The organism is Azospirillaceae bacterium (assembly GCA_028283825.1).
GTDB lineage: Bacteria > Pseudomonadota > Alphaproteobacteria > Azospirillales > Azospirillaceae > Nitrospirillum.
The window spans coordinates 22,120-48,902 of the sequence record JAPWJW010000005.1 but is presented as its reverse complement, the minus strand read 5'-3'; the positions used below and the strand labels follow the sequence as shown (position 1 = coordinate 48,902).

24 protein-coding genes are annotated in these 26,783 nt (G+C 66.6%); 17 read left to right on the top strand and 7 right to left on the bottom strand.

Translation table 11 applies throughout. The features are described 5' to 3' along the window. Positions 1 to 637: 637 nt before the first annotated feature. Complete coding sequence (locus PW843_27120) at positions 638 to 1,399, top strand: phytanoyl-CoA dioxygenase family protein (GenBank protein MDE1150238.1); 762 nt, start codon at positions 638 to 640, stop codon at positions 1,397 to 1,399. A 198-nt stretch (positions 1,400 to 1,597) separates the two neighbouring features. Here the strand turns inward: PW843_27120 and PW843_27115 are convergent, their stop codons facing one another. Beyond that, positions 1,598 to 2,701 (bottom strand): Gfo/Idh/MocA family oxidoreductase, encoded by a 1,104-nt coding sequence (locus PW843_27115; GenBank protein ID MDE1150237.1) that lies wholly within the window; start codon positions 2,699 to 2,701, stop codon positions 1,598 to 1,600. 181 nt (positions 2,702 to 2,882) lie between these two features. Here PW843_27115 and PW843_27110 point away from each other — a divergent pair, with 181 nt between their 5' ends. The 4 genes from PW843_27110 (at position 2,883) to PW843_27095 (ending at position 6,685) form a co-directional block, all read left to right on the top strand. After that, complete coding sequence (locus PW843_27110; GenBank protein ID MDE1150236.1) at positions 2,883 to 3,821, top strand: LysR substrate-binding domain-containing protein; 939 nt, start codon at positions 2,883 to 2,885, stop codon at positions 3,819 to 3,821. A gap of 394 nt (positions 3,822 to 4,215) precedes the next feature. After that, on the top strand, positions 4,216 to 4,755 hold the full coding sequence (locus PW843_27105; protein MDE1150235.1) for a hypothetical protein: 540 nt from the start codon (positions 4,216 to 4,218) through the stop codon (positions 4,753 to 4,755). Positions 4,756 to 4,908: 153 nt separating this feature from the next. Continuing rightward, on the top strand, positions 4,909 to 6,108 hold the full coding sequence (locus tag PW843_27100) for an IS256 family transposase (protein MDE1150234.1): 1,200 nt from the start codon (positions 4,909 to 4,911) through the stop codon (positions 6,106 to 6,108). A gap of 112 nt (positions 6,109 to 6,220) precedes the next feature. Further along, positions 6,221 to 6,685, top strand: a complete 465-nt coding sequence (locus tag PW843_27095) for a hypothetical protein (protein ID MDE1150233.1) — start codon at positions 6,221 to 6,223, stop codon at positions 6,683 to 6,685. A 25-nt stretch (positions 6,686 to 6,710) separates the two neighbouring features. Here the strand turns inward: PW843_27095 and PW843_27090 are convergent, their stop codons facing one another. Beyond that, a complete protein-coding gene (locus tag PW843_27090) occupies positions 6,711 to 7,928 on the bottom strand; it encodes an MFS transporter (protein MDE1150232.1) in 1,218 nt (405 codons plus the stop codon). Between the two features lie 2 nt (positions 7,929 to 7,930). After that, positions 7,931 to 10,255, bottom strand: coding sequence for a TonB-dependent receptor (locus PW843_27085; GenBank protein ID MDE1150231.1), 2,325 nt, complete (start codon positions 10,253 to 10,255; stop codon positions 7,931 to 7,933). Between the two features lie 483 nt (positions 10,256 to 10,738). On the opposite strand from PW843_27085, the gene PW843_27080 reads away from it, so the two are divergent. The 3 genes from PW843_27080 to PW843_27070 all read left to right on the top strand — a co-directional run bounded on the left by PW843_27080 (position 10,739) and on the right by PW843_27070 (position 13,534). Beyond that, on the top strand, positions 10,739 to 11,647 hold the full coding sequence (locus PW843_27080) for a nickel/cobalt efflux transporter (protein MDE1150230.1): 909 nt from the start codon (positions 10,739 to 10,741) through the stop codon (positions 11,645 to 11,647). Between the two features lie 25 nt (positions 11,648 to 11,672). Next, complete coding sequence (locus PW843_27075) at positions 11,673 to 12,554, top strand: AraC family transcriptional regulator (protein ID MDE1150229.1); 882 nt, start codon at positions 11,673 to 11,675, stop codon at positions 12,552 to 12,554. Positions 12,555 to 12,778: 224 nt separating this feature from the next. Then, the gene (locus PW843_27070; protein MDE1150228.1) at positions 12,779 to 13,534 is read left to right on the top strand and encodes an SDR family oxidoreductase; all 756 of its coding nucleotides are present in this window, start codon (positions 12,779 to 12,781) and stop codon (positions 13,532 to 13,534) included. Positions 13,535 to 13,538: 4 nt separating this feature from the next. Here the strand turns inward: PW843_27070 and PW843_27065 are convergent, their stop codons facing one another. After that, positions 13,539 to 14,948: a PLP-dependent aminotransferase family protein gene (locus PW843_27065; protein MDE1150227.1), complete on the bottom strand. Its 1,410-nt coding sequence runs from the start codon at positions 14,946 to 14,948 to the stop codon at positions 13,539 to 13,541. Positions 14,949 to 15,302: 354 nt separating this feature from the next. Here PW843_27065 and cyoA point away from each other — a divergent pair, with 354 nt between their 5' ends. From cyoA to PW843_27030, 7 genes are all read left to right on the top strand, one after another. Beyond that, entirely contained in the window at positions 15,303 to 16,271 is a 969-nt protein-coding gene (gene cyoA / locus PW843_27060) for a ubiquinol oxidase subunit II (protein ID MDE1150226.1), read from the top strand. Continuing rightward, a complete protein-coding gene (cyoB, locus tag PW843_27055) occupies positions 16,271 to 18,247 on the top strand; it encodes a cytochrome o ubiquinol oxidase subunit I (protein ID MDE1150225.1) in 1,977 nt (658 codons plus the stop codon). The genes cyoA and cyoB overlap by 1 nt, the downstream gene beginning before the upstream one ends. Before the next feature lie 3 nt (positions 18,248 to 18,250). Continuing rightward, on the top strand, positions 18,251 to 18,871 hold the full coding sequence (gene cyoC, locus PW843_27050) for a cytochrome o ubiquinol oxidase subunit III (protein ID MDE1150224.1): 621 nt from the start codon (positions 18,251 to 18,253) through the stop codon (positions 18,869 to 18,871). After that, positions 18,871 to 19,236 carry a cytochrome o ubiquinol oxidase subunit IV gene (cyoD, locus tag PW843_27045; GenBank protein ID MDE1150223.1) on the top strand — a complete coding sequence of 122 codons (366 nt, stop codon included), beginning with the start codon at positions 18,871 to 18,873 and terminating at the stop codon, positions 19,234 to 19,236. The genes cyoC and cyoD overlap by 1 nt, the downstream gene beginning before the upstream one ends. Positions 19,237 to 19,520: 284 nt before the next feature. Then, positions 19,521 to 19,976: a (2Fe-2S)-binding protein gene (locus PW843_27040; GenBank protein MDE1150222.1), complete on the top strand. Its 456-nt coding sequence runs from the start codon at positions 19,521 to 19,523 to the stop codon at positions 19,974 to 19,976. Between the two features lie 13 nt (positions 19,977 to 19,989). Then, positions 19,990 to 22,164 carry a xanthine dehydrogenase family protein molybdopterin-binding subunit gene (locus PW843_27035; GenBank protein MDE1150221.1) on the top strand — a complete coding sequence of 725 codons (2,175 nt, stop codon included), beginning with the start codon at positions 19,990 to 19,992 and terminating at the stop codon, positions 22,162 to 22,164. Continuing rightward, entirely contained in the window at positions 22,164 to 23,495 is a 1,332-nt protein-coding gene (locus tag PW843_27030; protein MDE1150220.1) for a cytochrome c, read from the top strand. Before PW843_27035 ends, PW843_27030 begins: the two co-directional genes overlap by 1 nt. A gap of 139 nt (positions 23,496 to 23,634) precedes the next feature. On the opposite strand, the gene PW843_27025 is transcribed toward PW843_27030, so the two are convergent. Genes PW843_27025 through PW843_27015 form a run of 3 tightly spaced genes read right to left on the bottom strand, consistent with a single transcriptional unit; the run spans position 23,635 to position 25,066 of the window. After that, the gene (locus PW843_27025; protein MDE1150219.1) at positions 23,635 to 24,297 is read right to left on the bottom strand and encodes a peroxiredoxin-like family protein; all 663 of its coding nucleotides are present in this window, start codon (positions 24,295 to 24,297) and stop codon (positions 23,635 to 23,637) included. A gap of 30 nt (positions 24,298 to 24,327) precedes the next feature. Continuing rightward, entirely contained in the window at positions 24,328 to 24,960 is a 633-nt protein-coding gene (locus tag PW843_27020) for a glutathione binding-like protein (protein MDE1150218.1), read from the bottom strand. Next, on the bottom strand, positions 24,926 to 25,066 hold the full coding sequence (locus PW843_27015) for a hypothetical protein (GenBank protein ID MDE1150217.1): 141 nt from the start codon (positions 25,064 to 25,066) through the stop codon (positions 24,926 to 24,928). Before PW843_27015 ends, PW843_27020 begins: the two co-directional genes overlap by 35 nt. Before the next feature lie 143 nt (positions 25,067 to 25,209). On the opposite strand from PW843_27015, the gene PW843_27010 reads away from it, so the two are divergent. Beyond that, entirely contained in the window at positions 25,210 to 26,088 is an 879-nt protein-coding gene (locus PW843_27010) for a LysR family transcriptional regulator (protein MDE1150216.1), read from the top strand. Between the two features lie 134 nt (positions 26,089 to 26,222). Further along, on the top strand, positions 26,223 to 26,780 hold the full coding sequence (locus PW843_27005; GenBank protein ID MDE1150215.1) for a carboxymuconolactone decarboxylase family protein: 558 nt from the start codon (positions 26,223 to 26,225) through the stop codon (positions 26,778 to 26,780). The last annotated feature ends 3 nt before the right edge of the window (positions 26,781 to 26,783 follow it).

Genomic DNA, 26,783 nt, shown 5'->3' with positions numbered 1-26,783 from the left:
ATAGCCCCATCCTCAACACCAGCGACACGGGGGGAACGCGACCGGCACCGTCCGGGGTACTTCCCCGGCTAGGCCCCATCGCACCCGCGTATCTTTTTTTGACCCAACGTCCACACCATCGGTTCGGACACAGACCTGTCCGAAAGATAGTTTCCTACCAGACCTTCTGGGGCAGCAACAGATGTGTGTCAATCGCTACGTGGGTAAGATTGTATGTATAGCTGGAATGAATTTGGCGAAATGTCAGAACCTGTCACGTAATGTCTAAAAATAGATCGCCTTTACAATTGCGTTTGCGTTTTTGTTCTCACTTTCCATTTATCAGAGAATCGTCATCATGATTGTGTGATACCGATCACACAGTACGAATGCGCCAAAAACTACTTAAGTAAAATCAAAGAACATACAAATGATTGGGCCGATCCCGCGCACCGGGATGGAATAAATCGGATGCCGGGTTACCTCGAAAGGTAAGTCTTGCGCCAGTATCCCGGGCATTGCCGGCATCCATAGCGTGGCCGAATGAGCCCCAGAATTCATTCGATTGGATTTGCCGGCGGACGGGCGCCAGCATGGGGCCGGGTCACGGGAAAAACCCATGGGGAAGAACGGGCGGCACCGAGGGGGCAAGACCACCATGAGTTTTGAGACACAGCGCCGGCAATTCGCCGCCGAGGGCTACGCCGTCTTCGAAGGCGCCCTGCTGGGGCCGGCGCTGGACCTGCTGCGCGCCGAATGCCAGCGCTTCGTGGCGCGCGAGGATGCGCGGCTGGACGCCCTGGGCGTGGACGCCGACGGCATCACCCACCGTGGGCGGCGTTATTTCGCCGGGGAGTGCCAACGGGAACAGCCGGCCTTGCGCGGCGTGCTGTTCGGCCAGGTGATGGCCGACATCTGCAGCACCACACTGGGCCCCGACGCCTATTTCTTCTTCGACCAGTTCGTGGTGAAGGGGCCGGACAACGGCATGGCGTTCAGCTGGCACCAGGATTCCGGCTATATGAAATACAATGGCGGACCGCCAGACCACCCGCCCTACCTCACCTGCTGGTGCCCGCTGGACGATGCCACGGCGGAGAACGGCACCGTGCACCTGCTGCCCTTCACCCAAGTGCCGGAAAGCCGCGACGCCATCCTGCATCATGAGCGCAACCCCGCCACCCGCGACCTGATCGGCTGGACCGGGCCGGAGGAGGGTACGGTGGTGGAGGTGCCGGCCGGCAGCGTCGTCGCCTTCAGCAGCCGGCTGCTGCACGCCACCGGCCCCAACCTCACGCCCCACCTGCGCCGCGTCTACCTGATGCAGTATTCCGCCCTGCCCATCCTGGATCCGGGGCCGGGCCACCTGCGCCGCAACGCCGTGCCGGTGGTGCGCGGCGGCCAGCGGGTGATGAGTTGACGCAAAGAACCCCGGGCACCGACGGCGCCTGGGGTATCCTCACCCACCACCAGCGGCATGAGACTTTACTCATGCCGCTGTAGGCCCCGACTGGGGCCGCCGGAGATTTCTGGGAGCCGAAGGCGGACTGGAAATCGAGGAAGCCCAAGCCGGCGGATGCCGGCGCCCGGCGATTGAGGGGGCATTTGATCCGACGGATCAAACGCCGCGCGTATTAAACTCCGCCAGGTCGACCGCCCGCTTCTCCCGCGCGCTCAGTTCGGCGGCGGCGCCGATCTGCACGGCGCGGTAGCCATCCTCGGCCGACACCTGCACCGGGCCGCCGGACAGGATGGCGTCCAGGAAGGCGCGGTGCTGGTAATAGGTGGCACCGTGGTGGTGGCCGGCGTCCAGCACCACCTGGTCCACCGCCACGTGTTCCCGCTCCACCCGGTCCGGCCGGCGGAAGGCGCGGCGGGGCCTGTAGACCAGGTCGCCCTTGGGGATGGTGACGTCCAGGCGGGCCTGGTCACCCACGGCGATCACCTCCTCCTGCTCCTGCGCGCCTTCGGCGAACATGGAGAGATCCAGCAGGCCGCGCACGCCGTTGGCGAAGTCCACCACGGTGTAGCTGTTGTCGATGATGTCCGGCGTCTCACCATCGTACCGCTCGTCCAGATGATTCACGTCCATGGCGCCGGAGCAATAGACGCGCACCGCCTCCGCCCCCACCACCAGGCGCATGAGGTCGAAGAAGTGGCAGCACTTCTCCACCATCGTGCCGCCGGTGTTGCGGCTGAAGCGGTTCCAGTCCCCCACCTTGGGCAGGAAGGGGAAGCGGTGCTCGCGCATGGACAGCATCACCAGCCGCCCCACCCGGCCGCCATGCACATCCTGGACGAAGCGGGCCACCGGCGGCATGTAGCGGTATTCCATGCCCACCCAGAACACGCCGCGATGGCCGGCCGCGGCATCCGCCACCCGGGCCGCATCGTCCAGATCGGCGCACATCGGCTTTTCACACAGGATGTGCAGGTCGGTGCCCAGCAGGGGCTGCAGCACATCGTGGTGGGTGTGGTTGGGGGAGGCCAGGATGACGCCGTCCAGCCGCCCGCCCTTCAGCATGTCCGCGACACTGCCATAGGCGGTGACATCGGCGTTCTTGCCCGTGCGCCGCAGGGCGTCGCGCGCCCAATCCAGCGAGGAGGGGGTGGGGTCGACGATGGCCGCCACCTCCACCTCCGGCGACAGGGCCAAGCTGGCGATATGCTCCACCCCCATCATGCCGGTACCGACGATGCCGAAACGCAGGCGCGCGCTCATGGAAACCTTCCCCTTTCCATATTTAACATTTAATTTTGCGTCATTAACTGACTCATATGACGCATACTATCGGACGTTTTTGTGTTGAACTGTGGATTTCACAGTCTAATTTATCCCACCCACCATTCATTCGATCCAATCGAATTGGTTTCCCTATCCATCCGCTGAAGCTATCCATCCCATGCAGATCCGACAGATCGAAGCCTTCCGCGCCGTGATGACCAGCGGCGGCATCACCGCCGCCGCCGCCATGCTGAACATCAGCCAGCCCTCGGTCAGCCGCCTGATCGCGGACCTGGAACGGGTGGTGGGGTTCGACCTGTTCGAACGGCGGGGCCGCCGCCTGGTGCCCACCGAACAGGCCAACAGTTTCTATGAGGCCGTGCACCAGAGTTTCACGGGCGTGGAACTGTTAAAACAGGCGGCCCGGCGCATCCGCGCCCATCCGGTGGGCACCATCCGCATCGCCGCCCTGTCGGCCCTGGCCGGCGGCATCCTGCCCACGGTGATGGCGCGCTTCCACGCCCTGTACCCCGACGTGAAGGTCACGGTGGAATCCCAGGGCCAGCATGGGGTGGAGGACCGGGTGTTCCTGGGCCAGGCGGATCTTGGCCTGGGCGTCAACGCCCCGCCGCGCCAGGGCCTGCGCACCAGCCCGCTGGTGCCGGCGGAATATGTCTGCGTGCTGCCGCCGGACCACCCGCTGGGCGCCAAGCGCGTCATCCACGCCGGCGACCTGGCCGGCCAGCGCTTCATCGGCCCCATGCACGAGGCCGACGCCCTGTGGGACGACATCGACCGCATGCTGGTGGCGGAGGGCGTGGTGGTCGACCGGCTGATCGAGACCCAGCATTCCTTCCCGGCCTATTGCTACGTCACCGCCGGGCTGGGTGTCACCATCGCGGAGCCGTTCTCCGCCCTGCTGTTCGCCCGCCTGGGCGCGCAAATCCGCCGCTTCCGCCCCCGCATCGCCAGCACCTTCACCTTGCTGGAGGCCACCAGCATCGGCCCCACCCCCGGCCTGGTGGCGCAGTTCCGCCAGATCATCCAGGACGTGGCCACGGAACACATGGCGGCGGTGGAGCGCCTGGCCAATCCAACCGGCGGGCCGGTTGATTGAGGCCGTCACACGGCCGCCTCGCCACCGCAACCTAGCACGCCGACATATACAATCCACATTGCTTGCATAACTGTCGTATATAAGCCAAAAAATCTATCAACCGACAATGATATGCACTCCATGATTGATGTCTTGATTTGGAACGGAGATCAAAATGGAGATCACGGACGTACAATCGGCACGCGCATTAAGAACCCAACAAAATATCAATACCGAACCCAATTTGTGGATAAATGACTCACGAAACAATAATATATACCAAATAACCAATGGTATATTGCAACAATCACAACCGAATCAAACTGATATAGTTAATATCAATGACGACATACCAACAAATTAGCCCCTTGAATTCCTGGGATTTTTGGAGAAAACACGCAGAACCCAGTCATCATTGACCGTGAATACGACGGCAGCGGCAGTGGATTCTGGCACATCTGGAATCTCAACCATCCGGCCCCTTTATGAAGAATCCCCCTCAAGTGACGACAATGAAGTCGTCGTGTATGGTCAGCCATCCCCGACCGCGCCGTTCAGTTTCTGGACTTTATCATTTCCACCCGACGGGGGAATGATTTGGTCCGCCGCGACAGGCTCTTATCAAAACGTGCCAACGCCCTATGGGGGCGACGTCTCGGCCAGTCCCGACTGGAATACTTTCCTCACAAACACGTACGCGAAACATGGCCCAGGCGCCAATGCCACGGGGAAAAGCGAATTCGACGTCGACTACCACACCTTCACCGTCATGGTCGCAACAACAATCGTTCAGGGTGAACGATTTGTTCCAACCGGCTGGGCGAATAGTCCGGCGACCGTGATATCGAAGGACTTTGGAGCACCGATCGGCAAGTTGGCTGACGGAACGCCGACCAGCATCATGACCATAATTTCCACCCAGAATGGCCAAGCCGCTACCATCTACGCGGGCTAGGTCACGTCCCACTGCGTGGTGTAGGAGCGCCTCCGCCGTGTCAGGCGTGGAGGCCGGCATAGCCGGCTGGAAGGCCTGACACGGCGGGCGGTCATCGCGGTTCTTCGGTAGAGTTTGGTCACCACAACACATCCCCAACCGAGGGTGACCACGATGACCGACCCGATGATGGCGCTGCGCGTGATGCTTGAAAAGGGCGCAGACGCCGATGTCCTGAGACAGATGATCGGCTTTGCCGCCGAGCGACTGATGGAACTGGAGGTTCAGGAGTTGACCGGTGCCGGCCACGGCGAACGGTCGGCCGACCGCCTGGTTCAGCGCAATGGCTACCGTGACCGCGATTGGCATACCCGCGCCGGCACGGTGGAACTGCACATCCCCAAGCTGCGCAAGGGCAGCTACTTCCCAGGCTTCCTGGAGCCCCGCCGCATGGCGGAGAAAGCGCTGACCGCCGTGATCCAGGAGGCCTACATCCAGGGCGTCTCCACCCGCGCGGTGGACGACCTGGTCCAGGCCATGGGCATGACCGGCATCTCCAAGAGCCAGGTCAGCCGGCTGTGCGAGGAGATCGACGGCCGGGTTAAGACCTTCCTGGAACGGCCGCTGGAAGGCGACTGGCCCTACCTGTGGATCGACGCCACCTATGTGAAGGTCCGCCAGAACGGCCGCATCGTCTCCGTGGCCGTCACCATCGCCGTGGCGGTCAATACCAACGGTCGGCGAGAGATCCTGGGCATGGACATCGGCACCTCGGAAGCCGAGACCTTCTGGGTAGAGTTCCTGCGCAAGCTCAAACGCCGCGGCCTGGGTGGCGTCAAGCTGGTCGTCTCCGATGCCCACGAGGGCATCAAGGCCGCTGTCGCCCGCGTATTCCGTGCCACCTGGCAGCGTTGCCGTGTCCACTTTATGCGCAACGCCTTGGCCCACGCCGGCAAGCAAGGCCGCCGTGTGGTGGCTGCCTTCATCGGCACCGCCTTTGCCCAGGATGACGCCACCGCCGCCCGGACCCAGTGGCGCCAGGTCGCCGATCAACTCCGACCCAAGGTCGGCAAGCTCGCCGCCCTGATGGACGAGGCCGAGGAGGACGTCCTGGCCTTCATGTCCTTCCCCGCCGCCCACAGGGCAAAGCTGCACAGCACCAACCCCATCGAACGCCTCAACGGCGAGATCAAGCGCCGTACCGAGGTCGTCGGTATCTTCCCGAACGAGGACGCCATCACCCGCCTGGTGGGTGCCGTCCTCATGGAGATCAACGATGAATGGGCAGTTCAGCGCGGTCGCTACATGACCCTGGAAACCATCGCCGCCGTCGGCGATGATCCAACCATCATGCTGCCCACTGTCGCCGCATGATCGTCCCGGCCAAACGCGCCGGAGACCAAAATGACCGGGCGCTTCTTACACCACGACCTGGGACACGATCCGCGGGCTATCCCAGCGCCGTCGACTCGCCAACGAGAGACAAATGATGAGCATCAAACTGAACCTCAAGAATGACCTGCAGAATGACTTCAAGGGGTATTTTGATTTCGAGACGATGCTCTGGAACAATATCGAAGGAGATGTCGAAATGAGGATTGATCAGAGCCAGGCATTATTCCGCGACCGCCCGGCCCTGCATATGCTGTCGACACTCGCCATCATCGCCAAAAAGTTGGAATCCGGCGACACGGCCCCTCAACCATGGGCGGACAAATTCCTGGATTATTCCATGACCTTGGCTCGGCAGGGCGATCTGGTCGACATATATACCAACGCCGACGCGTCAGGAAAAAGACTGCCCAAGAGCCACCGGCTGGGCACAATCCCAGTCTCCGATTTCACGCGGAGCGTTAGGGAGGGGCTTTCAACCATCTTTGATCATGTCCGGAGCACGCGGCCGGACATTGCGTCGATGCCTGAATTCACATCCAGATTTCCGGCACTGTGATGTTCGACCGGCCATGTGCACCCTGTTAAGTGGCACCCACCAAGCTTGGCCGAGCCCGAAGCAGCAGTATCCAGCCTAGGGCCAGCAGGTAGGAGACGGAGGCCAGCGCCAGCATGGGCGCGTAGCCGTGGCCGTCCGCCAGCACGTGGCCGGTCACCTGCAGGATGGCCATGCCGGCCAGGTTGCCGCTGAGCGCGCCCAGGCCGGTGACCAGGCCCACCCGCGCCGGCGGCACGATGTCGGTGATCATGCCGAACAGGTTGGTGGAGAAACCCTGGTGCGCCGCCAGCGTCAGGCCCAACAGGCACACCGCCGCCCAGACGCCATCGACGTTCAGCACCAGCGGCAGGGGCAGGACGCAAAGGCCGCACACCAGGAAGATGGCCCGGCGTGCCCGCTCCGCGGACCAGCCCCGCCGTTCCACCAGCCGGCCGAAGGCGCCACCGCCCAGGGCGGCCCCCACCGCCGCCGCCACATAGATGGTGGCCAGCGGCACGGCGGACTGCATCAGGTCCAGATGGAAGATTCGGTGGAACAGGTCCGGCGCCCAATAGAGCAGGAACCACCAGACATGGTCGCTCAAGGCCTTGGCGCCGGCGATGGCCCAGGTGCCCCGGTCGCTGAGCGCCTGGCGCCACAGCCCGGCCTCACGCACCGGCACCGCCTCCGCCGGCAGGGGTGCCTCCACCGTGCCCCGGGCCAGCAGGACCCAGGCGATCACCCAGACAAAACCCAATCCACCGGTGATGAGGAAGGTGCCGCGCCAGCCGACGTGCGCCGCCACCACGGGAATGAACAGCGGCGTCAGGATGGCGCCGATGCTGCCAGCGGCGTTCATCAGGCCCAGGGCCTGGGTGCGGCCCGCCGTGCCGAAGCTGAGCGCGATGGTTTTCACCGCCGTGGGCGTGCCCAGGGCCTCGGTGGCGCCCAGGGCCACGCGGGCCATCAGGAACTGCGGCAGGGTGACGGCCACGGCATGCGCCATGGCCGCCAGGCTCCACGAGCCCACCGCCAGCGGGTTGGCCCACTTCGCCCCCACCAGATCGACGAAGCGCCCGGCGAAGAGGAAGGTGGCCGCAGCCGCCAGCTGGAAGACGGCGGCCAACTGGCCATAGTCCGCGTCCGACCAGCCCAGGTCCTGGCTTAGCAGGGGCTTCACCAGGGCGATGATCTGGCGGTCGGCGTAGTTCAGGATGCCGCCACTGATCAGCAGCACCAGCATCCAGCGGCGGGCGATGAGCACTATCAGAAGTCCTTGCGCACGGTGATGCCGTAATAGCGGCTGTCGTCACGCGGCACCCACCGCACCAGGCCCGCCAGGTTGCCGTGGGCGAGGTAGGAGGAGTAGTGCGTGTCCAGGAGGTTCTTCACCAGGCCGGTGACGCGCAGGCCGTCATCGTCATCGGCGAAGGTAATGTTGGCGTTCCAGATGCCGTAGGCGTCCTGGATGGTGTCCGGCGTCTCGGTCAGCTGGTACTGCACCTTGCTCTGCCACCGGTAATCGGTGTCCAGCACCAGGTTGAACCGGCCGTTGAGCGGGATGGTGTATGTCGCCGAGGTGTTCAGCTTCCAGTCCGGGGCGAAGGGCAGCGGCTGGCCGTCGATGTCGCAGCTGCTGGCGGCGTTGGCCGGGCAGTTGAAATGGTCGACACGCGCCTGGGTCCAGGCCAGCGACTGGGTCAGGACCAGATTGTCGATGGGACGGTAGGTGATGTCGGCCTCGATGCCCTTGGTGGACACGCTGCCGGCGTTGATCAGGCGGGTCACCAGGGCGCCGCCCACCGTGTCGGCGAAGTTGGCCTGGTAGTTCTGGAAGTTGGTGATGAAGCCGGCGAAGTCCGCCTGCAACTTGCCGCCCAGCGCCTTGGCCTTCAGGCCGATCTCATAGCTGTCCGAGGTTTCCGGCTTCAGCGCCAGGGTGGAACTGGCCACCATGTTGAAGAAGGCGTTATAGGCCGGACCCATGTAGCCGCGCGAGTAGGTCGCGTAAGCCGTCACGTCGTGGCTGATGTCGTATTGCAGGCCCAGGCGGTCGGAATAATCGGTGGTGCCGGTGGACCCGCTGCTGCTGAACGCCGGCTGGATGGCGGTCACGGCCGTGGCGGAGGTGGAGACGCGGTTGAAGCCGTAGTCCAGATCGTCATGCACCACGCGGACACCGGCGATGGCGCGGAAGTCCGGGGTGAAGTTGATGTTGGCCTCACCGAAGGCGGCGTAGTTGTTGCCGGTGGTGCCGAAGCGGGCGGTGCCCTGGTTGGTGACCTGGCTGCCACCCGAGATCTGCGTCACGCCGCGTCCGTACACCTCGGTATCCACCGCGTGCATGTAATAGAGGCCGGCGACGTAGTCGATCAGCCCGCCCTTGGGCGAGGCCAGGCGCACCTCCTCCGACGACTGGCTGAACAGCAGATAGCCGTTGTCGGCCACCTGCGGGATGGAGGAGGTTAGCTGCGACAGCTGGTCGTAATCCTGGAACTGGGTGTTCTGCCATTTGCGGTACGCGGTGATGGAGGTCAGCGTGTAGCCGTTGAACGACCAGTCCACCGTGGCGGAGATGCCGCCGTTGTTGTCCTTGGTGCCGCTGTTGGTGTTGGCGTTGACGCGGGTGTTGTCGCCGGACGCCTGGATGTTGGCGGCACTCAGCGCGGCGGCCAGGGGTGCGCTGCTGGTGACGGCGTTGGTGGGATAGGCGGTCTGCGTCGTGGCGGCGAACACGCCGGTGGGAACACTGTCGCGGGAGAACAGATAGTCGGCCGCCACCGTCACCGTCACATCGTCCGACGGGGTGAACAGGAACTTGGCCCGGCCGCCGCTGTGGGTGTAGCCGTTGACCTTGTCGTTGGTGTAGGCGTTGGTGACATTGCCGTCATAGCCGCTGGTCACCACCGACAGCAGGCCGTCCAGCTTGCCTGGCACCAGCGGGCCGGAGATGCCGGCCTTCACCCGGTATTCATCGCCGCCGCTGAAGTACGACCCCTCGACATAACCGTGGAACTGGTCGGTGGGGTTGGTGGTGGCGACGTTGACGACGCCGGCGGTGGCGTTCTTGCCGAACAGCGTGCCTTGGGGCCCGCGCAGCACCTCGATATGGTCGATGTCCAGCAGGTCCAGGGTGGCCTGGCCGGGGCGCGCCAGCACCACGCCGTCCACCACCATGGACACCGACGGCTCCACGCCCGGCGAGGTGGTGACGGTGCCGATGCCGCGGATGAAGATGTCACGGTCCTTGTTGGAGGCGCCGGTGCGGAAGTTCAGGGCGGGGACGGCGGCGCTGAGGTCCTGCACGTCGGCCAGGCCGCGCCGTTCCATCACCGCGCCATCGATCACGGACACGGCCAGCGGCACCTCTTCCAGGCGCTGGGACCGGCGGGTGGCGGTGACCACCACGTCCTGGATGGCCTGTCCATCGGCCGGGGCTGCGTCAGCCGGGGCGGCGGCATCCGCCGCAGCGGCCTGGAACGCCACCATGCCCAGCAGCAGCGCGCCGACACCCGCACCTGCCTTCAGATGGGCGGCCAGCGTCTGAACATCCTTGCCCGGATTAGAAGACCGGGACGTTGCTTTCCCCATGATTTTCCCCACTTCGCGTACTTGGTTCGGCTGTCCCGGGGCCGGCGACCATCACCACCCGTTTTGCCAGTAGAAGTCGCGTTAAACCGTTTGATGCGGCATTCGTTCAACGCGCCATTTGTGTGGAAAAAATCAATTACGCAGACGGTAGCGTCAAATCGAATTGATTTCACTACTCATTCGTCAATGCTATGGATCGGCGGGGGCGGCGAAGCGGACTGGGCGGAACGGCTGAAAGCCACGGTTTCCGGGAACCGCCGGCACCAGAACGCCGGGATGCGGGGCGGCCATGCGCCGAAGCATGCCCCAAAGGGCGCCCACATAAAGCCCACATCCGGGGTGTGAAACCCTGACGCATTCACTTTCTGCGCCGATCACGGGCGGGGGTCAAGCCCCCTCGCCCGCCGGCATCGGACTGTGGCTTGCGCATATCCCCTCGGGGGGGATAGGATACCGGCCAACGATCAAAGCCTGTGAGCCTCAATGACCCCGCTTTCCGACCTGCTGCAGCAGGGGGCCGGCAATGCCTGGCTGTTCATCCCCAGTGCCATCCTGTTGGGCGCCCTGCATGGGCTGGAGCCCGGGCATTCCAAAACCATGATGGCCGCCTTCATCATCGCCATCCGCGGCACGGTGGGCCAAGCCGTGCTGCTGGGCCTGTCGGCCACCCTGTCCCATACCCTGGTGGTGTGGCTGGTGGCATTGGCCGGCCTGCATTTCGGCGGCACCTGGAACGCGGAAACGACGGAGCCCTATTTCCAGCTGGCGTCCGGCGCCATCGTCATCGCCGTGGCCCTGTGGATGCTGTGGCGTACCCGCCAGGCGCAGTTGGAAGAGCATGAGCATGATCACGACCATCATCATGATCATCGGCATGACCATGGGCACCACCACGGGCATGATCATGATCATCATGGGCACGGGCATGACCATCATGGCGACCACGATCATGGGCATCATCACCATGACCACCACGGCGACCGGGCCGGCGTGGTGCTGGAGGCCGCCGGCTATCAGGACGCCCATGAACTGCAGCACGCCGCCGACATCCGGCGGCGCTTCGCCAACCGGTCGGTGACCACGGGGCAGATCGTGCTGTTCGGCCTGACCGGCGGCCTGATCCCCTGCCCCGCCGCCATCACCGTGCTGGTGCTGTGTTTGCAGCTGAAGCAGGTGACCCTGGGCGTGGCACTGGTGCTATGCTTCAGCATCGGCCTGGCGCTGACCATGGTGACGGTGGGCGTGGCGGCGGCCTTGGGCATGCGCCACGCGTCGCGCCGCTTCTCCCACGCCTTTGGCGTGCTGGCGCGCCGGGCGCCCTATTTCTCCGGCGGGCTGATCATCCTGGTCGGGCTCTACATCGCCTGGCAGGGGTGGCGCGCGTTGCCCTGACGCCCGCCCACCGCTAGGATCGGGCATGGCCGACACGCTGCTTTCCGCCGTTTCCCGCTATGCCGACGCCCATGCCGATGTCGGCGGCGTCGCGCGCACGCCCATCCCCGGCCTGACCCTGATCCGGGCGACGGCGCCCAGCGCGCTTCAGTACGCCATCTCCCGCCCGCTGGCCTGCCTGGTGGTGCAGGGAACCAAGCATGTCACCATGGGCGACCAGGCCTATACCTTCAGCGGCGGCGACAGCCTGCTGATCACCGCCGACGTGCCCACCGTCAGCCAGGTCACCCGCGCCAGCCTGGGCGCGCCCTACCTGTCGCTGGTGCTGGACCTGGATTTGCCGCTGATCGCGGCGCTGGCGGTGGAGATGAAGGCGGCGGCGGACGAGAGCGACACGGCGCCCGTGCGGGTGGAACCGACAGATGGGGAGGTGGCGGGGGCCGCCCTGCGCCTGCTGCGGTTGCTGGACCGCCCGGCGTCGGTGCCGGTGCTGCAGGCCCAGATGGTGCGGGAGATGCACTACTGGCTGCTGGCCGGCCGGCACGGGCCCGCCATCCGCCGCCTGGGGCCGCCCGACGGCCATGTGCAGCGGGTGGCCCGCGCCGTCGCCGTGCTGCGGGCGGAGTTCGCGCAAGTCCTGCCCATCGAGCGCCTGGCCGCCGTGGCGGGGATGAGCCCGTCCTCCTTCCACCAGCATTTCCGCGCCGTCACCTCGCTCTCGCCCCTGCAATTCCAGAAGCGCCTGCGGCTGATCGAGGCGCGGCGCCTGATGCTGGCGGGGGAAAGCCCGGCCAACGCCGCCTTCGCCGTGGGGTATGAGAGCGTGCCGCACTTCACCCGCGAATACGGCCGCCTATTCGGCCTGTCCCCCGCCCGCGACGTCAGGGCCGCCCGCGAAGCCGCCTGACGGCCACAGCGCAAACGCCCCTAGGACGCGACCGCGTCCGCCGGAGTTTTGTGGGGAGCCGAAGGCGGACTGCAAAACGAGGAAAGCCAAGCCGGCGGATGCCGGCGCCCGGCGCCTGAGAGCGGAAAAGATTATCAAGCAAGAAACGTCGAGCTTCCGGCAACAATGCCGGGGCCGCCGGCCCGATGGTTGCGGCATCGCAACACGGGCGGAGCATAGACCCCATGAGCAAGATCACCATCGTCACCGGTTCCAGCCGTGGGCTTGGCCGCAACACCGCGCTGAACATCGCGGCCAAGGGCGGCGACGTCATCGTGACCTATCAAAGCCGGGCGGAGGATGCGCAGGCCGTGGTCGCGGAGATCCGGGCGATGGGCCGCAAGGCCGTGGCCCTGAAGCTGGACGCCGGCACCATCGCCACCTTCCCCGCCTTCGTGGACCAGGTGCGTGCCACCCTGCGCCAGACCTGGAACCGCGCGACCTTCGACCACCTGGTCAACAACGCCGGCCACGGCGACATGGCCCTGATCGCCGACACGACGGAGGCCCAGTTCGACCGTTTGGTCGACGTCCACTTCAAGGGCGTGTTTTTCCTGACCCAGGCGCTGCTGCCGCTGATCGCCGACGGCGGGCGCATCGTCAACCTGTCCACCGGCCTGACCCGCGTGTCCTACCCCGGCTTCGCCGCCTATGCCGCCGCCAAGGGGGCGGTGGAAACCCTGAGCGTCTACTTGGCCAAGGAACTGGGCGGCCGGGGCATCGCCGTCAACACGGTGGCGCCCGGCGCCATCGAGACCGATTTCCTGGGCGGGGCGGTGCGCGACATGCCGGACCTGAACAAGGTGTTCGCCGACATGACGGCCCTGGGCCGCGTCGGCACACCCGACGACATCGGCCCGATGATTGCCAGCCTGTTGTCGGACGACAACCGCTGGATCAACGCCCAGCGCATCGAGGTGTCGGGTGGACAGGTGATCTGAAGCCTCACACCACCAGCGAGGACAGGGCCGGTGGCTGGTCCAGCAGGTCGGCGACGATGCGCAGGCCCAGCACCAGATCGTCGCGGCTGGCGGGGGCACCCAGGCCCAGGCGCACGGCCTCCGGCGGATTGGCCTGGGCGAAGGCGTCGCTGGCCACCACACCGATGCCGACGGTGCGCAGGCGGGCGGCGAATTCACCCCGCGTCCAGGGGAGCGACAGGCGCAGCCACAGGTGAAAGCCTTCCGGATCGGCCGTCACCGCGTCCGGCGGCAGGATGCCCGCCGCGAGGTGCTGGCGCGCCCGCGCCTCGTCCCGGATGGCGTCCAGCACCCTGTGGGCGGTGCCGTCCTCGATCCAGCGGGTGGCCAGCGCCGCCGTCAAGGGTGAGGCCATGGCGGCGGTGGCGCGCAAGGACCCGGCCAGCCGCGCGGCGGCCCGCGTGTCCGGCGCCACCAGATAGGCGATGCGCAGGGCCGGGGCCAGGCACTTGGCCAGGCCGGCGATGTGATAGACGATGTCGGGCGCCAATGCGGCGAACGGCGGCACCGGCTGGCGCGGCAGGGCGCCGTAGGCGTCATCCTCCACGATCATCACGCCCTGGGCACGGGCGATATCGGCCAGCGCCTGGCGCCGGGCCAGTGGGATGGTCAGGCTGGTCGGGTTCTGAAGGGTGGGGTTGGTATAGAAAACGCGCGGGGTGTGCGTCCCGCACATGGCGCGGAAGGCGTCGGGCAAGGGGCCGGCCGCATCCGACGGCACCGCCAGGCAGCGCAGGCGCAGGTGTGCCGCCAGCGACAGCAACCCCGGGTAACTCAAGGGTTCCACCAGCACAGTGTCACCCGGCGCCGCCAGGACGCCCAGGGTCGCCAGCAGCGCCCCTTGCGCGCCCGGGCAGACCAGCGTGCGCTCCACCGTGGCGCCCGGCAGCCGGCCCGACAGCCAGGCCACGCCGGCGGCGCGGTCGCGCACGCTGCCGCCCGGTTCCTGGTAACGCATCAGCAGGTCCAGCCCGCCGCCCGTTTCCAGTGCCGAAACGGTGGACCAAAGCTCCGCCGCCAGGGCCGCGTCGGTGAACCGGGGCGGCAGGTTCATGCTCATGTCCACCATGCCGCCATTACCGGCCGCGAGGGTGGATCTGGCGGCGGGCGCCAGTGCCGCCGCCGCGACGGCCCGGATATAGGTGCCCTGCCCCACCTTGCCCTCCACCAGCCCGCGCCGGCGGGCCTCGGCATAGGCGCGGCTGACGGTGGTGAAGTCGATGCCCAACTGGTCGGCCAGGGTGCGCTGGGGCGGCAGCCGCGTGCCCGGCGCCAAACGGCCGGCGGCGACGTCGGCGGCGATGGCGTCGGCGATGGCCAGGTAGACGGGGCCGGCGGCCTTGCTGACGACGGGTTTCCAGTGCGCGGCGATCATTTTTTCCGTCCGGCCATCACATCAATATCCATACACTGCGCTCATGATCGCGCCGTCCCTCGACGCACGTGCGCCACCGGCGAGTTTATAGGCTGGGCCTGGCGGCGATAGCGGGAAATGCAGCCCCCACGCAAAGCCCGCCGAACGCCGGGATTCGGACGGTCTGGACACATACCAGTCCGGCCGGCGATCTGTCGCCCCGCCAACGATCAAGGCAGCCCATCATTTTCCGCACGTCATCCGCCGGCGCATTGATGGCACATATCCATACATACAAACACCGATATTGGCAGGCGGATTATCCATACAATCCGCACACCGCCGCCTTGTATGGAGAAGATAGTGATCCCGTTCATGAACCCCATCGCGACGGCCGCGCCCACGGGCGGCGACGGCGATCGGCACGCCCGGTCAGGACCGGCCAGCCGCCTGCTGAGCCCGCTGGCCCTGCTGGCGCTGTCCGGCTGCGGCGACCTGGAACTGCTGAACCCCAAGGGCGCCATCGGCGACCAGGAACGCACCCTGATCCTGCTGGCCCTGGGCCTGATGCTGCTGGTCGTCATCCCGGTGATGGTGCTGACCCTGGTGTTCGCCTGGCGCTACCGCGAGGGCAACACCCGGGCCACCTACGCGCCCAAATGGGCCCATTCCAACGCCATCGAGGTGGTGGTGTGGTCCATCCCCTGCGTCATCATCCTGTTCCTGGCCGTGCTGATCTGGCGCACGACGCATGAGCTGGACCCCTACCGCCCGCTGGAGGCCAAGGCCCAGCCGGTGAACGTGGAGGTGGTGGCCCTGAACTGGAAGTGGCTGTTCATCTATCCCGACTACGGCATCGCCACCGTCAACCGCCTGGAAATCCCGGTGGACACGCCCATCGCCTTCAAGCTGACCGCCCAGTCGATGATGAATTCCTTCTTCATCCCGGAACTGGGCAGCCAGATCTACGCCATGGCCGGGATGCAGACGCAGTTGCACCTGATCGCCAACACCCCCGGCACCTATGCCGGCCGGTCGTCCGCCTACAGCGGCGAAGGTTTCTCCGACATGCATTTCGACACCGTCGCGGTGGACCGCGCGTCCTTCGACGCCTGGGTGGCGGAGGTCAAGGCCGCCCCCGCCGTGCTGGACGGTGCGGCCTATGATGCGCTGGCCAAGCCCAGCATCAAGCATGCGGTGACCCTGTACCACGCCGTCGATGCCGGCCTGTTCGGCGACATCGTCCACCAGTTCATGCCCGCCATGGCCCCGGGCCTGGCCTTCAACGACCAGCTGGCCCTGTGCACCGCACCCCGGGCCGGCAGCACGCGGAGTGTCCGCTGATGTTCGGAAAACTGACCCTACAGGCCATCCCCTGGGATGAGCCCATCATCATGGGCACCGGCGCCATGGTGGCGCTGGGCGGCCTGGCCCTGCTGGGCCTGATCACCTATTTCGGCAAGTGGCGGTACCTGTGGTCCGAATGGATCACCAGCGTCGATCACAAGAAGATCGGCGTCATGTACTTCATCCTGGGCCTGGTCATGCTGCTGCGCGGCTTCGCCGACGCCATCATGATGCGGGTGCAGCAGGCGCTGGCCAGCAACGACGCGGCGGGCTACCTGCCGCCACACCATTACGACCAGATCTTCACCGCCCACGGCGTGATCATGATCTTCTTCGTGGCCACGCCCTTCATCCTGGGCCTGATGAACGTGGTGGTGCCCCTGCAACTGGGTGCCCGCGACGTGGCCTTCCCCTTCGTCAACTCGCTGGGCTTCTGGCTGTCGGTGGCGGGTGCGGTGCTGGTGATGATGTCCATGTTCGTGGGCGACTTCGCCGCCACCGGCTGGGTGGCCTATCCGCCCCTGTCGGAACTGGGCTACAGCCCCACGGTGGGGGTCGATTACTACATCTGGTCGCTGCAAATCTCAGGCGTGGGCACCACCCTGGCCGGCGTGAACTTCATCGTCACCATCCTGAAGATGCGGGCGCCGGGCATGAACCTGATGAAGATGCCCGTCTTCGTCTGGACCTCGCTGATCACCAACATCCTGATCGTGGCCGTCTTCCCCGTGCTGACCGCCACCCTGGCCCTGCTGACGACCGACCGCTACCTCGGCATGCATTTCTTCACGAATGAGCTGGGCGGCAACGCGATGATGTACATCAACCTCATCTGGGTGTGGGGCCATCCGGAGGTATACATCCTGATCCTGCCGGCCTTCGGCGCCTATTCCGAAATCATCGCCGCGTTCTCGCGCAAGCCGCTGTTCGGCTACACCTCGATGGTCTACGCCACCGCCTCGATCGGCATCCTGTCCTTCTTCGTCTGGCTGCACCATTTCTTCACCATGGGGTCGGGCGCCAACGTCAACGCCTTCTTCGGCATCATGACGTCCATCATCTCCATCCCCACCGGCGTGAAGCTGTTCAACTGGCTGTTCACCATGTACCGGGGGCGCATCCGCTTCCATTCCGCCACGCTTTGGACCATCGGCTTCATGGTCACCTTCGCCGGCGGTGGCATGACCGGCGTGCTGCTGGCGGTGCCGGGCGCGGATTTCGTGCTGCACAACAGCCTGTTCCTGGTGGCCCATTTCCACAACGTCATCATCGGCGGCGTGGTGTTCGGCTGCCTGGCCGGCATGACCTTCTGGTTCCCCAAGGCCTTCGGTTTCACGCTGGATGAGTTCTGGGGCAAGGTGTCGTTCTGGTGCTGGCTGGTGGGCTACTGGCTGGCGTTCACGCCGCTGTACATCCTGGGCTTCAAGGGCATGACGCGGCGCATGAACCATTACGACGTGCCCGGCTGGCATCCCTACCTGGTGGTGGCCCTGGTGGGCGCCTGCATCATCGGCGCCGGCATCCTGGCCCTGGTGGTCCAGCTGGTGGTCAGCATCCGCGACCGGGAGAAGAACCGCGACCTGACGGGCGACCCGTGGAACGCGCGCAGCCTGGAATGGTCCACCGCCTCGCCCGCCCCCTTCTACAACTTCGCCCACGTGCCCCACATCACCTCGCTGGAACAGCACTGGGCGGACAAGGAGACGGGGCACGCCTATGTGCAGGCGGCCGGGTATGAGGACATCCACATGCCGCGCAACACCGCCGCCGGCGCCGTCATCGCCGCCTTCGGCCTGGTGATGTGCTTCGCCCTGATCTGGCACATGTGGGGCATCGCCCTGTTCGGCTTCGCCGGCCTGGTCGCGACCTTCATCCAGCGCAGCTATGACCGCGACGTCGACTACTACGTCCCGGCGGCCGAGGTCGCCCGCATCGAAAACGCGCGCTTCGCGCAATTGCAGAAAGTGGGTTGAGCCATGAGCACCGCCCTCGCCCCCCAAACCGCCCTTGAGGCGGCGGCACATGCCGATCACGGCCATGATGACGGCACCAAGACGGTGCTGGGCTTCTGGCTGTACCTGATGAGCGACTGCCTCATCTTCGCCTGCCTGTTCGCCACCTTCGGCGTCCTGGCCGGCAACGTGGCCGACGCCCCCACGGGCAAGCAGTTGTTCGACCTGCCCTATGTCGCCGGGGAGACGGTGCTGCTGCTGGTCAGCAGCTTCACCTTCGGCTTAGGCATGCTGAACATGCATGCCGGCCGGCGGCACCAGGTCATCGCCTGGCTGGCCGTGACCTTCCTGGTCGGCGCCGGCTTCATCGCCATGGAGGTGCATGAGTTCGCGCACCTGATCGCGGAGAACGCCGGGCCGGGCCGCAGCGCCTTCCTGTCCGCCTATTTCACCCTGGTGGGCACCCACGGCCTGCACGTCACCGCCGGCCTGGTGTGGCTGGCGGTGATGATGCACCAGACCGCCCGGTTCGGGCTGGACGGCATCGTGCGCCGCCGCCTGTCCTGCCTCAGCCTGTTCTGGCATTTCCTGGACCTGATCTGGATTTGCGTCTTCACCTTCGTCTACCTGCGGGGGGTTCTGTGATGTCCGCGACCGTTCACGCGAAACCAAGCGCCGCGCACGGCACCTTCAAATCCTATCTGGTGGGTTTCATCGCCTGCCTGGTCCTGACAGGCCTGTCGTTCGGCGCGGTCATGGGCGGCGTGCTGCCGCCGGAGAAGATCATGGGCACCATCGCCGGCCTGGCGGTGGTGCAGCTGCTGTTGCAGCTGGTGGTGTTCCTGCACCTGGGCCTGGCGCCGGAACAGCGCAACTACACCGTCATCGGCGCCCTGACGGTGCTGCTGATCGCCACCATCGTCATCGGGTCGCTGTGGGTGATGCACAACGCCAACCTCAACATGATGCCGACCCAGATGTCGGTGGAACGCGCCCTGTCGAAGGACTGACGGGCCATGCGCACCGGGAATGGGAGACAACACCCTTCCCGGTGTCGTTGCGGCGGGCGCAACGGACCGGGCCAAATGAGATCATAAACCCTTTCATTCCAAGTGGTTACGTCCCAATGTCTGTCACTTCCACTTTTGGAACTAACCCTCGGGGTGCCCGAACCCATACCGCGTGATGGTTCCAATACAACCCCGTATCGGGCAACAGTTAAGGCTGCGACACAATCGGCGCCCCGCAAGGTGCCCGTGTTCGCCACCGGCCGCCCAAAAACGGGGAACTACCCATGTTCAAACTTTCCATCAACGGCACCCAGCACGACGTGGACGTTGAAGAGGACACGCCCGTGCTGTGGGTGTTGCGCGACGTCCTGGGCATGACCGGCACCAAGTTCGGCTGCGGCATCGCCCAGTGCGGCGCCTGCACCGTGCATTTGGACGGCACGCCGGTGCGGTCCTGCCAACTGGCGGTGGGCGATGTCGGCGACATGGCGATCACCACCATCGAGGGCATCGGCGCCACCCCCGCCGGCGCCAAGGTGCAGAAGGCCTGGATGGAATTGCAGGTGGCGCAGTGCGGCTATTGCCAGTCCGGCCAGGTGATGGCCGCCGCCGCCTTGCTGGCCCAGACACCCACGCCCAGCGACGCCGACATCGACGCCGCATTGGCGGGCAACATCTGCCGCTGCGGCACCTATGTCCGCATCCGCGAAGGCGTGAAGCACGCCGCGGCGTTGACCTGAGGGGGGCCGCATCATGGACAAGCACTCCCCCCCGACCGGCGCGTCACGGCGCGACCTGCTGCGCGGCCTGGCCTATGGCGGCCTGCTGCTGGCGGTGGACCTGCCCCTGGGCCGCCTGGCGGTGGCGCGTGAGGATGCGGGCGCCGCGTTCGCGCCCGACGCCTTCATCCGCATCGCCGGCGACGGCGCCGTCACCCTGATCATGCCCCAGGTGGAGATGGGCCAGGGCATCTACACCGCCATCAGCATGATGATCGCGGAGGAGCTGGACCTGCCGCTGGCGTCCATCCGGCTGGAGGCGGCACCGGCCAGCGACGCCCTGTACGGCAACCCCCTGTTCGGCATCCAGGCGACCGGCGGCTCCACCTCCGTCCGCGCCTATTGGACGCCCATGCGCAAGGCGGGTGCCGCCGCCCGCGCCATGCTGGTGGAGGCGGCGGCCAAGCGCTGGCAGGTGGACCCGTCCACCTGTGAGACGCGCGACGGCGCCGTCCTGCACACGGCCAGCAACCGCACCCTGACCTATGGCGAGCTGGCCGCCGCCGCGTCGCACCTGACCCCACCGGCCAAGCCGCCGCTGAAGGACCCGAAGGCCTTCCGCCTGCTGGGCAAGGTCCAGACCCGGCTGGATATCGAGGGCAAGGGCAACGGCAGCGTCAAGTACGGCATCGACGCCCTGCCGCCCGGCGTGAAGTTCGCCACCCTGGTCAGCTGCCCCGTGCCCGGCGGCAAGGTGAAGGCGGTGGATGACGCCGCCGCCCGCGCCGTGGCCGGCGTGCGCCAGGTGGTGGTGCTGGAGGATCTGGTGGCCGTGGTGGCCGACCACATGTGGGCCGCCAAGAAGGGGCTGGAGAAACTGGCCATCACCTGGGACGAGGGGGCCAACGCCGACATCTCCACCGACAGCTTGCGCGCCGCGCTGTATGAGGCCGCCAAGCAGCAGGGTGTGGCGGTGAAAAACGAGGGGCCGGACGTCCAGCCGGGCCAGCCCGGCGTGATCAGCGCCATGTATGAGCTGCCCTTCCTGACGCACGCGCCGATGGAACCGATGAACTGCACGGTACATGTGCGCCCCGACGCCTGCGAGGTATGGATCGGGACCCAGGTGATGACCAAGGCGCAAGCCGCGGCGGCGCAGGCATCCGGCCTGAAGCCGGAACAGGTGACCGTCCACAACCACCTGATCGGCGGCGGCTTCGGCCGCCGGCTGGAGGTGGACATGGTGGACAAGGCCGTCCGCATCGCCGCCAAGGTGGACAGCCCGGTCAAGGTGGTGTGGACGCGGGAGGAGGACATCCGGACGGCGATGTACCGCTCCACCTACGGCACCTGGATTTCCGCCAAGCTGGAGAACGGCAAGCCGGTGGCCTGGCATCACAAGGTGGTGGGGCCCAGCATCATCGCCCGCTGGCTGCCGCCGGCCTTCACCGGCGGCATCGACATCGACGCCATCGACGGCGCCAGCGAACAGCCCTACGCCGTCGGCGGCTTCCATGTCGAGTATGTGCGGCATGAGCCGCAGGGGGTGCCCACCTGCTTCTGGCGCGGCGTGGGCCCCAACTACAATGTCTTCACGGTGGAAAGCTTCATCGACCGGCTGGCGTTTGAGACCAAGACCGACCCGCTGGAGTATCGCCGTGGCCTGCTGGGCGCCAACCCACGGGCACTGGCGGTGTTGAACAAGGCGGCGGCGCAAGCCGGCTGGGGCACGCCCCTGCCAACAGCGGCGGGCCAGCGCGTCGGCCGGGGCATCTGCCTGCAAACCGTGTTCGGCAGTTATCTTTCCACCATCGCGGAGGTGGCGGTGGCGGACGACGGCCGGGTGACGGTGCGCCGCCTGGTCACCGCCGTGGATTGCGGCATGCCGGTCAACCCGGATGGCGTCATCTCGCAAATCCAGGGTGGGCTGGTGTTCGGCCTGTCGGCGGCCCTGCACGGCCAGATCACGTTCGAGAAAGGCCGGGTGCAGCAGAGCAATTTCCACGACTACCGCGTGGTGCGCATCGATGAGATGCCGGCGGTCGAGGTGCACCTGATGCCCACCGCCGAGGCGCCGGGCGGCATCGGCGAGCCCGGCACCACGACGGTGCAGCCTGCCGTCGCCAACGCCATCTACGCCGCCACCGGCGTGCAGCTGACACGCATGCCCATCGATCCCAAACGCCTGGCCAAGGGGGTGCGGACGTGATGCGCAAGACCTACAAATGGGCAGCACTGGCCGTCGTCGGGGTCGTCGCCGTGGCGGCCGCCGTCGTGATCATCCCCATGGTTTTCCTGCCCGGCCAGATGGCTTTCGCCGGCAAGACGGTGCCGCTGTCGGCCTACAAGGGCCCCTCGCCCACCGGCGTGCCGGCGGAGTTGGCCAACGCCAGCCTGCTGGAGCGCGGCGCCTATCTGACGGCGGCGGCCGACTGCCAGGCCTGCCACACGGTGGAGGGCGGCACACCCTATGCCGGCGGCCGGGCGTTCAAGCTGCCCTTCGGCACCCTGTACACGCCCAACATCACGTCCGATCCGGACACCGGCATCGGCCGGTGGAGCGACGCGGACTTCCTGAAGACCCTGCGCGACGGCGTGGGACCGGGCGGACGGCATCTCTACCCCGCCTTGCCCTACGCCTCATACACCCTGATGACCGACGACGATTTGCTGGCCATCAAGGCCTATCTGGCCTCATTGCCGCCGGTGAAGCGGGCCAACCGGCCCGACACCTTCGGCTTTCCCTATAACCAGCGCTGGCTGATGGCCTTCTGGGGGGCGCTGTACAATCCCGACCACCGGTTCGAGCCGGTGGCGGAGCGCAGCCCGGAATGGAACCGGGGCGCCTATCTGGTGGAGGGGGCGGCCCATTGCGGCGAATGCCACACGCCGCGCACCCTGGCCCAGGCCATGGACACCCGGCACAAGCTGGCCGGCGGCCAGGCCGAAGGGTGGAACGCCTATAACATCACCCCGGACCAGACCAGTGGCATCGGCACCTGGTCGGCGGCGGAGATCGAGGCCTATCTGGCCCACGGCCACGCCAAGGGCAAGAGTGTGGCCTCCGGCCCCATGCGCGAGGCGGTGACCTTGAGTTTCTCAAAACTCACGGCGTCGGACATCACGGCCATCCGCACCTATCTGCAAACCGTGCCGGCGGTGCACACCGACCTGCCCGCCCCCGCCGGCCCCGCCCCGAAGGGACACGACGCCGCCATTGTCGCCGGCAACATCGACGGCAAGCGCATGTTCGAGGGTGCCTGCGCCAGTTGCCACGCCTGGAGCGGGGCGGGCGCCACCTCGGCGGAGGCGCAATTGACGGCCAAGCGGGCGGTCAACGACCCCAGTGCGGCCAACGTGGCCCTGATGATCCTGAAGGGGTCCGGCGCGCAAAAGGCCGGCCATCCCTACATGCCCAGCTTCGCCGCCGCCTATTCCGACGCGGAAGTGGCGGCCGTCGCCAACTACGTCACCGGCCGCTTCGGCGCCCAGGCGTCGAACCTGACGGCCAAGGACGTGGAGAAGCTGCGGCTGGAGTAAGACACCAGCGGCATGAGGTGTAAGCCTCATGCCGCTGTAGGCCGCGACCGCGGCCGCCGCAGGTTTCCGGGGAACGGAGTGGACTGGAAGCCGAGGAAGCCCAAGTGGCCGGATGGCCACGCCCGGCGCCTGAGGGCTTCTAACAAATGGCGCGCAGCGCCGGCAGCATGTCCTCCGGCTCCGGCCGGCGGGTGTAGTCGGGGTTGACCTCGGCATAGAGGATGGTGCCGTCCGGACCGATGACGTAGCGGGCCGGCATGGGCAGGGTCCAGCTGGGGTCGCCGTTGAAGGCCGGCAGGTCGTTCTTCAGCCCCTTGTACAAATCCACCAGGTAATCCGGCAGGGCGAAGCGCAGGCCGAAGGACGCGGCCACCGCGTTGTGGGCGTCGGACAGGATGGGGAAGTCCAACGCGTTCTGGCGCACCGACTTGCGGCTGTTGACCGGCGTCTGGGGCGAGAGGGCCACCAGGCTGGCGCCCAGCGCCCGGAAGGCCGGCAACGCCGCCTGCAAGGCCTGAAGCTCCATATTGCAATAGGGGCACCAGACGCCGCGATAGAAGCTGACCACCAGCGGCCCCCGGGCCAGCAGGTCGGCGGACGAGACGGGTTGCCCCTCCGGATCGTTCAGGGTGAAGGGTGGTGCCTGGTCGCCAGCCTTCAGGGCGCGGGTGGCGGCACCCGACGCGATCAGTTCGGCGGTGGCGCGGTGCATGGTGTCGATCACCGACCGCGGCACGCTGTAGGGCGGCTTGCCCGCTTCGAAATCGGCCTTGAAGGCGTCCAGTTGGGCTTGAAGGGTCATGGCTTGTCTCCTTGGGATTTTTCGGGGGGATCAGGCGGGGACCAGGGCGTTGACGCGGTCGACGCCGCACTGCACCGCCGGCCGGGCGGCGACGGTCTCGTACCAGCGGGCCACGTTGGGGGCGTCATCCAGGCTCACGCCGGCGAACTCCCGCCGCCACAGCCAGCCGAAATGCGCGATGTCGGCGATGGTGTAGGTGTCGCCGGCCACGAAGGGCCGGTCGGCCAGCACACCGTCCAGCACGGCCAGGGTGCGGCGGGCCTCGGTGGCGAAGCGTTGGATGGCCAGGGGCTGCGGTTCCGCCGCCTGGCGTTGGAAGAAACCCGCCTGTCCGAAGGCCGGGCCCAGGGCGGAGGCATGGAAGAACAGCTGTTCGAACACCCGTGCCCGGCCAGCGAGGGTGGTGGGCAGCAACCGGCCCGTCTTCTCCGCCAGGTAAACCAGGATGGCGGCGGATTCCGTCTGGATGAGGCGCCGGCCAGCGGCGTCGGTGTCCACCAGCACCGGCACCTTGGCGCTGGGGTTGAGGGCGACGAAGCCCGCATCCTTCTGCTCCCCCTGGCGAACGTTGACGGCGTGCAGGGTGTAGGCCAGGCCCAGTTCCTCCAGCGCGATGGGAACCTTCACGCTATTGGGCGTGGCGAAGGCGTAGACGTCGATCATCAAAAGCATCCTTGAAGGGGCGCAGCACCCATCCGGCCAGCATCAGCAGGGCGGGCGTGGCGCGGCCGGTGGTCTGGAAGGCCACGAGACCGTCGATCAGCAGCATGCGAAGCATCGTCGGCCCCCGGCGTGACGCGCCCCGGTTCATTCCGGGGTGGTGAGCGGAGAATGGCTGGTCGCTTCTCGACATGGCAGGTGGGCTGGAGCGATAATATTCATTCCCAATAGGAATGAGAGAGGACAGCCGACATGGACCGTTTCCAGGCGATGGCCACCTTCGTGCGGGTGGTGGACACCGGCTCCTTTTCCGCCGCCGCCCGGCAGCTGAACGTGGGTCAGCCGGCGGTGTCCAAGACCATCGCGCAGCTGGAGGACCGCTTGCAGGTCAGCCTGCTATTGCGCTCCACCCACGGGCTGAGCCCGACGGAGGCGGGCCTGCGTTTCTATGAGCGCGCCCGCCGCGCGGTGGAGGAGGCGGAGGAGGCGGAACTGGAGGCGCGGGGTGCCGGCGGCGGCCTGTCCGGCCGGCTGCGGGTGTCGGCGGCCACCACCTTCGCCCGCCTGCACATCATCCCCCGCCTGCCGGATTTCCTGGCCCGGCATCCGGATCTGGAGATGGACGTGATCCTGGACGACCGGACCATCGACCTGATCGCCGAGGGGGTGGACGTCTCCCTGCGCATGGGCGCGCTGCCCGACAGTGCCGCCACGGCACGCCGGCTGGCCAGCGGCGGCCGGTCGGTGGTGGCCACACCCGGCTACCTGGCGCGCGCCGGCCATCCCCAGGTGCCGGCCGACCTGGCGGGGCATGAGGCCGTGGTCCATAGCCAATTGTCCAACGCCTGGTCCTTCCAGCGCGGCGGGGCGCAGGTGTCGGTGGCCGTGCACGGCCGGGTGCGGGTGAGTGCGGCGGAGGGCGTACGCGCCGCCGTGCTGGCCGGCATGGGCCTGACCATCGCGTCGGACTGGATGTTCGCGCCGGAACTGGCCAGCGGCGCCGTGGTCAAGGTGCTGGCCGACTGGAGCCTGCCGCCGCTGGATTTGTGGGCGGTGTTCCCCACCGGCCGCCTGGCAAGCGCCAAGGCGCGCGAATTCGCCGCCTTCGTGGAACAGGCGCTTCAGGAATAGGGGCCACCGCCTGTACGCCCTGGCCATTCTTGTCAGGAATAAGCGTTAGTCGACCGCCCCGGCTACGACGCCCCCGGCCCCGCCGCTACCTTCTGCCCCGTGAGTTGCACACGAACCAACCAACGGAGCTGAAAATGACCACGTTCACCGCCTACACCATCGAGACCGCCCCCGAGGCCGCCCGCCCGACCCTGCAGGGGGTGAAGGGCGCCTTCGGTTTCGTGCCCAACCTGCAGGCCCACATGGCGGAAAGCCCGGAATTGCTGGCCGGCTACAGCTCGCTGTGGGACCTGTTTTCCAAGTCCACCCTGACGCCGCACGAACAGCAGGTGGTCTATTTGACCTCCAATTTCGAGAATGAGTGCCACTACTGCATGGCCGGGCACACCACGCTGGCCAAGATGCAGAAAATGGACCCGGCGGTGATCGAGGCCCTGCGTGCCGGCACCCCCCTGCCGGATCAGCGGCTGGAGGCCCTGCACGCCTTCACCACCCTGGTGGTGCGCAACCGGGGCTGGGTGGATGACGCCGCCGTCGACGCCTTCATCAATGCCGGCTACACCCGCCGCAACGTGCTGGAGGTGGTGCTGGGCGTCGCCACCAAGGTGATGAGCAACTACACCAACCACATCGTGCACACGCCGCTGGACGGTTTCATGCACGGCAACGAATGGACCAAGCCGGCCGCCTGATCA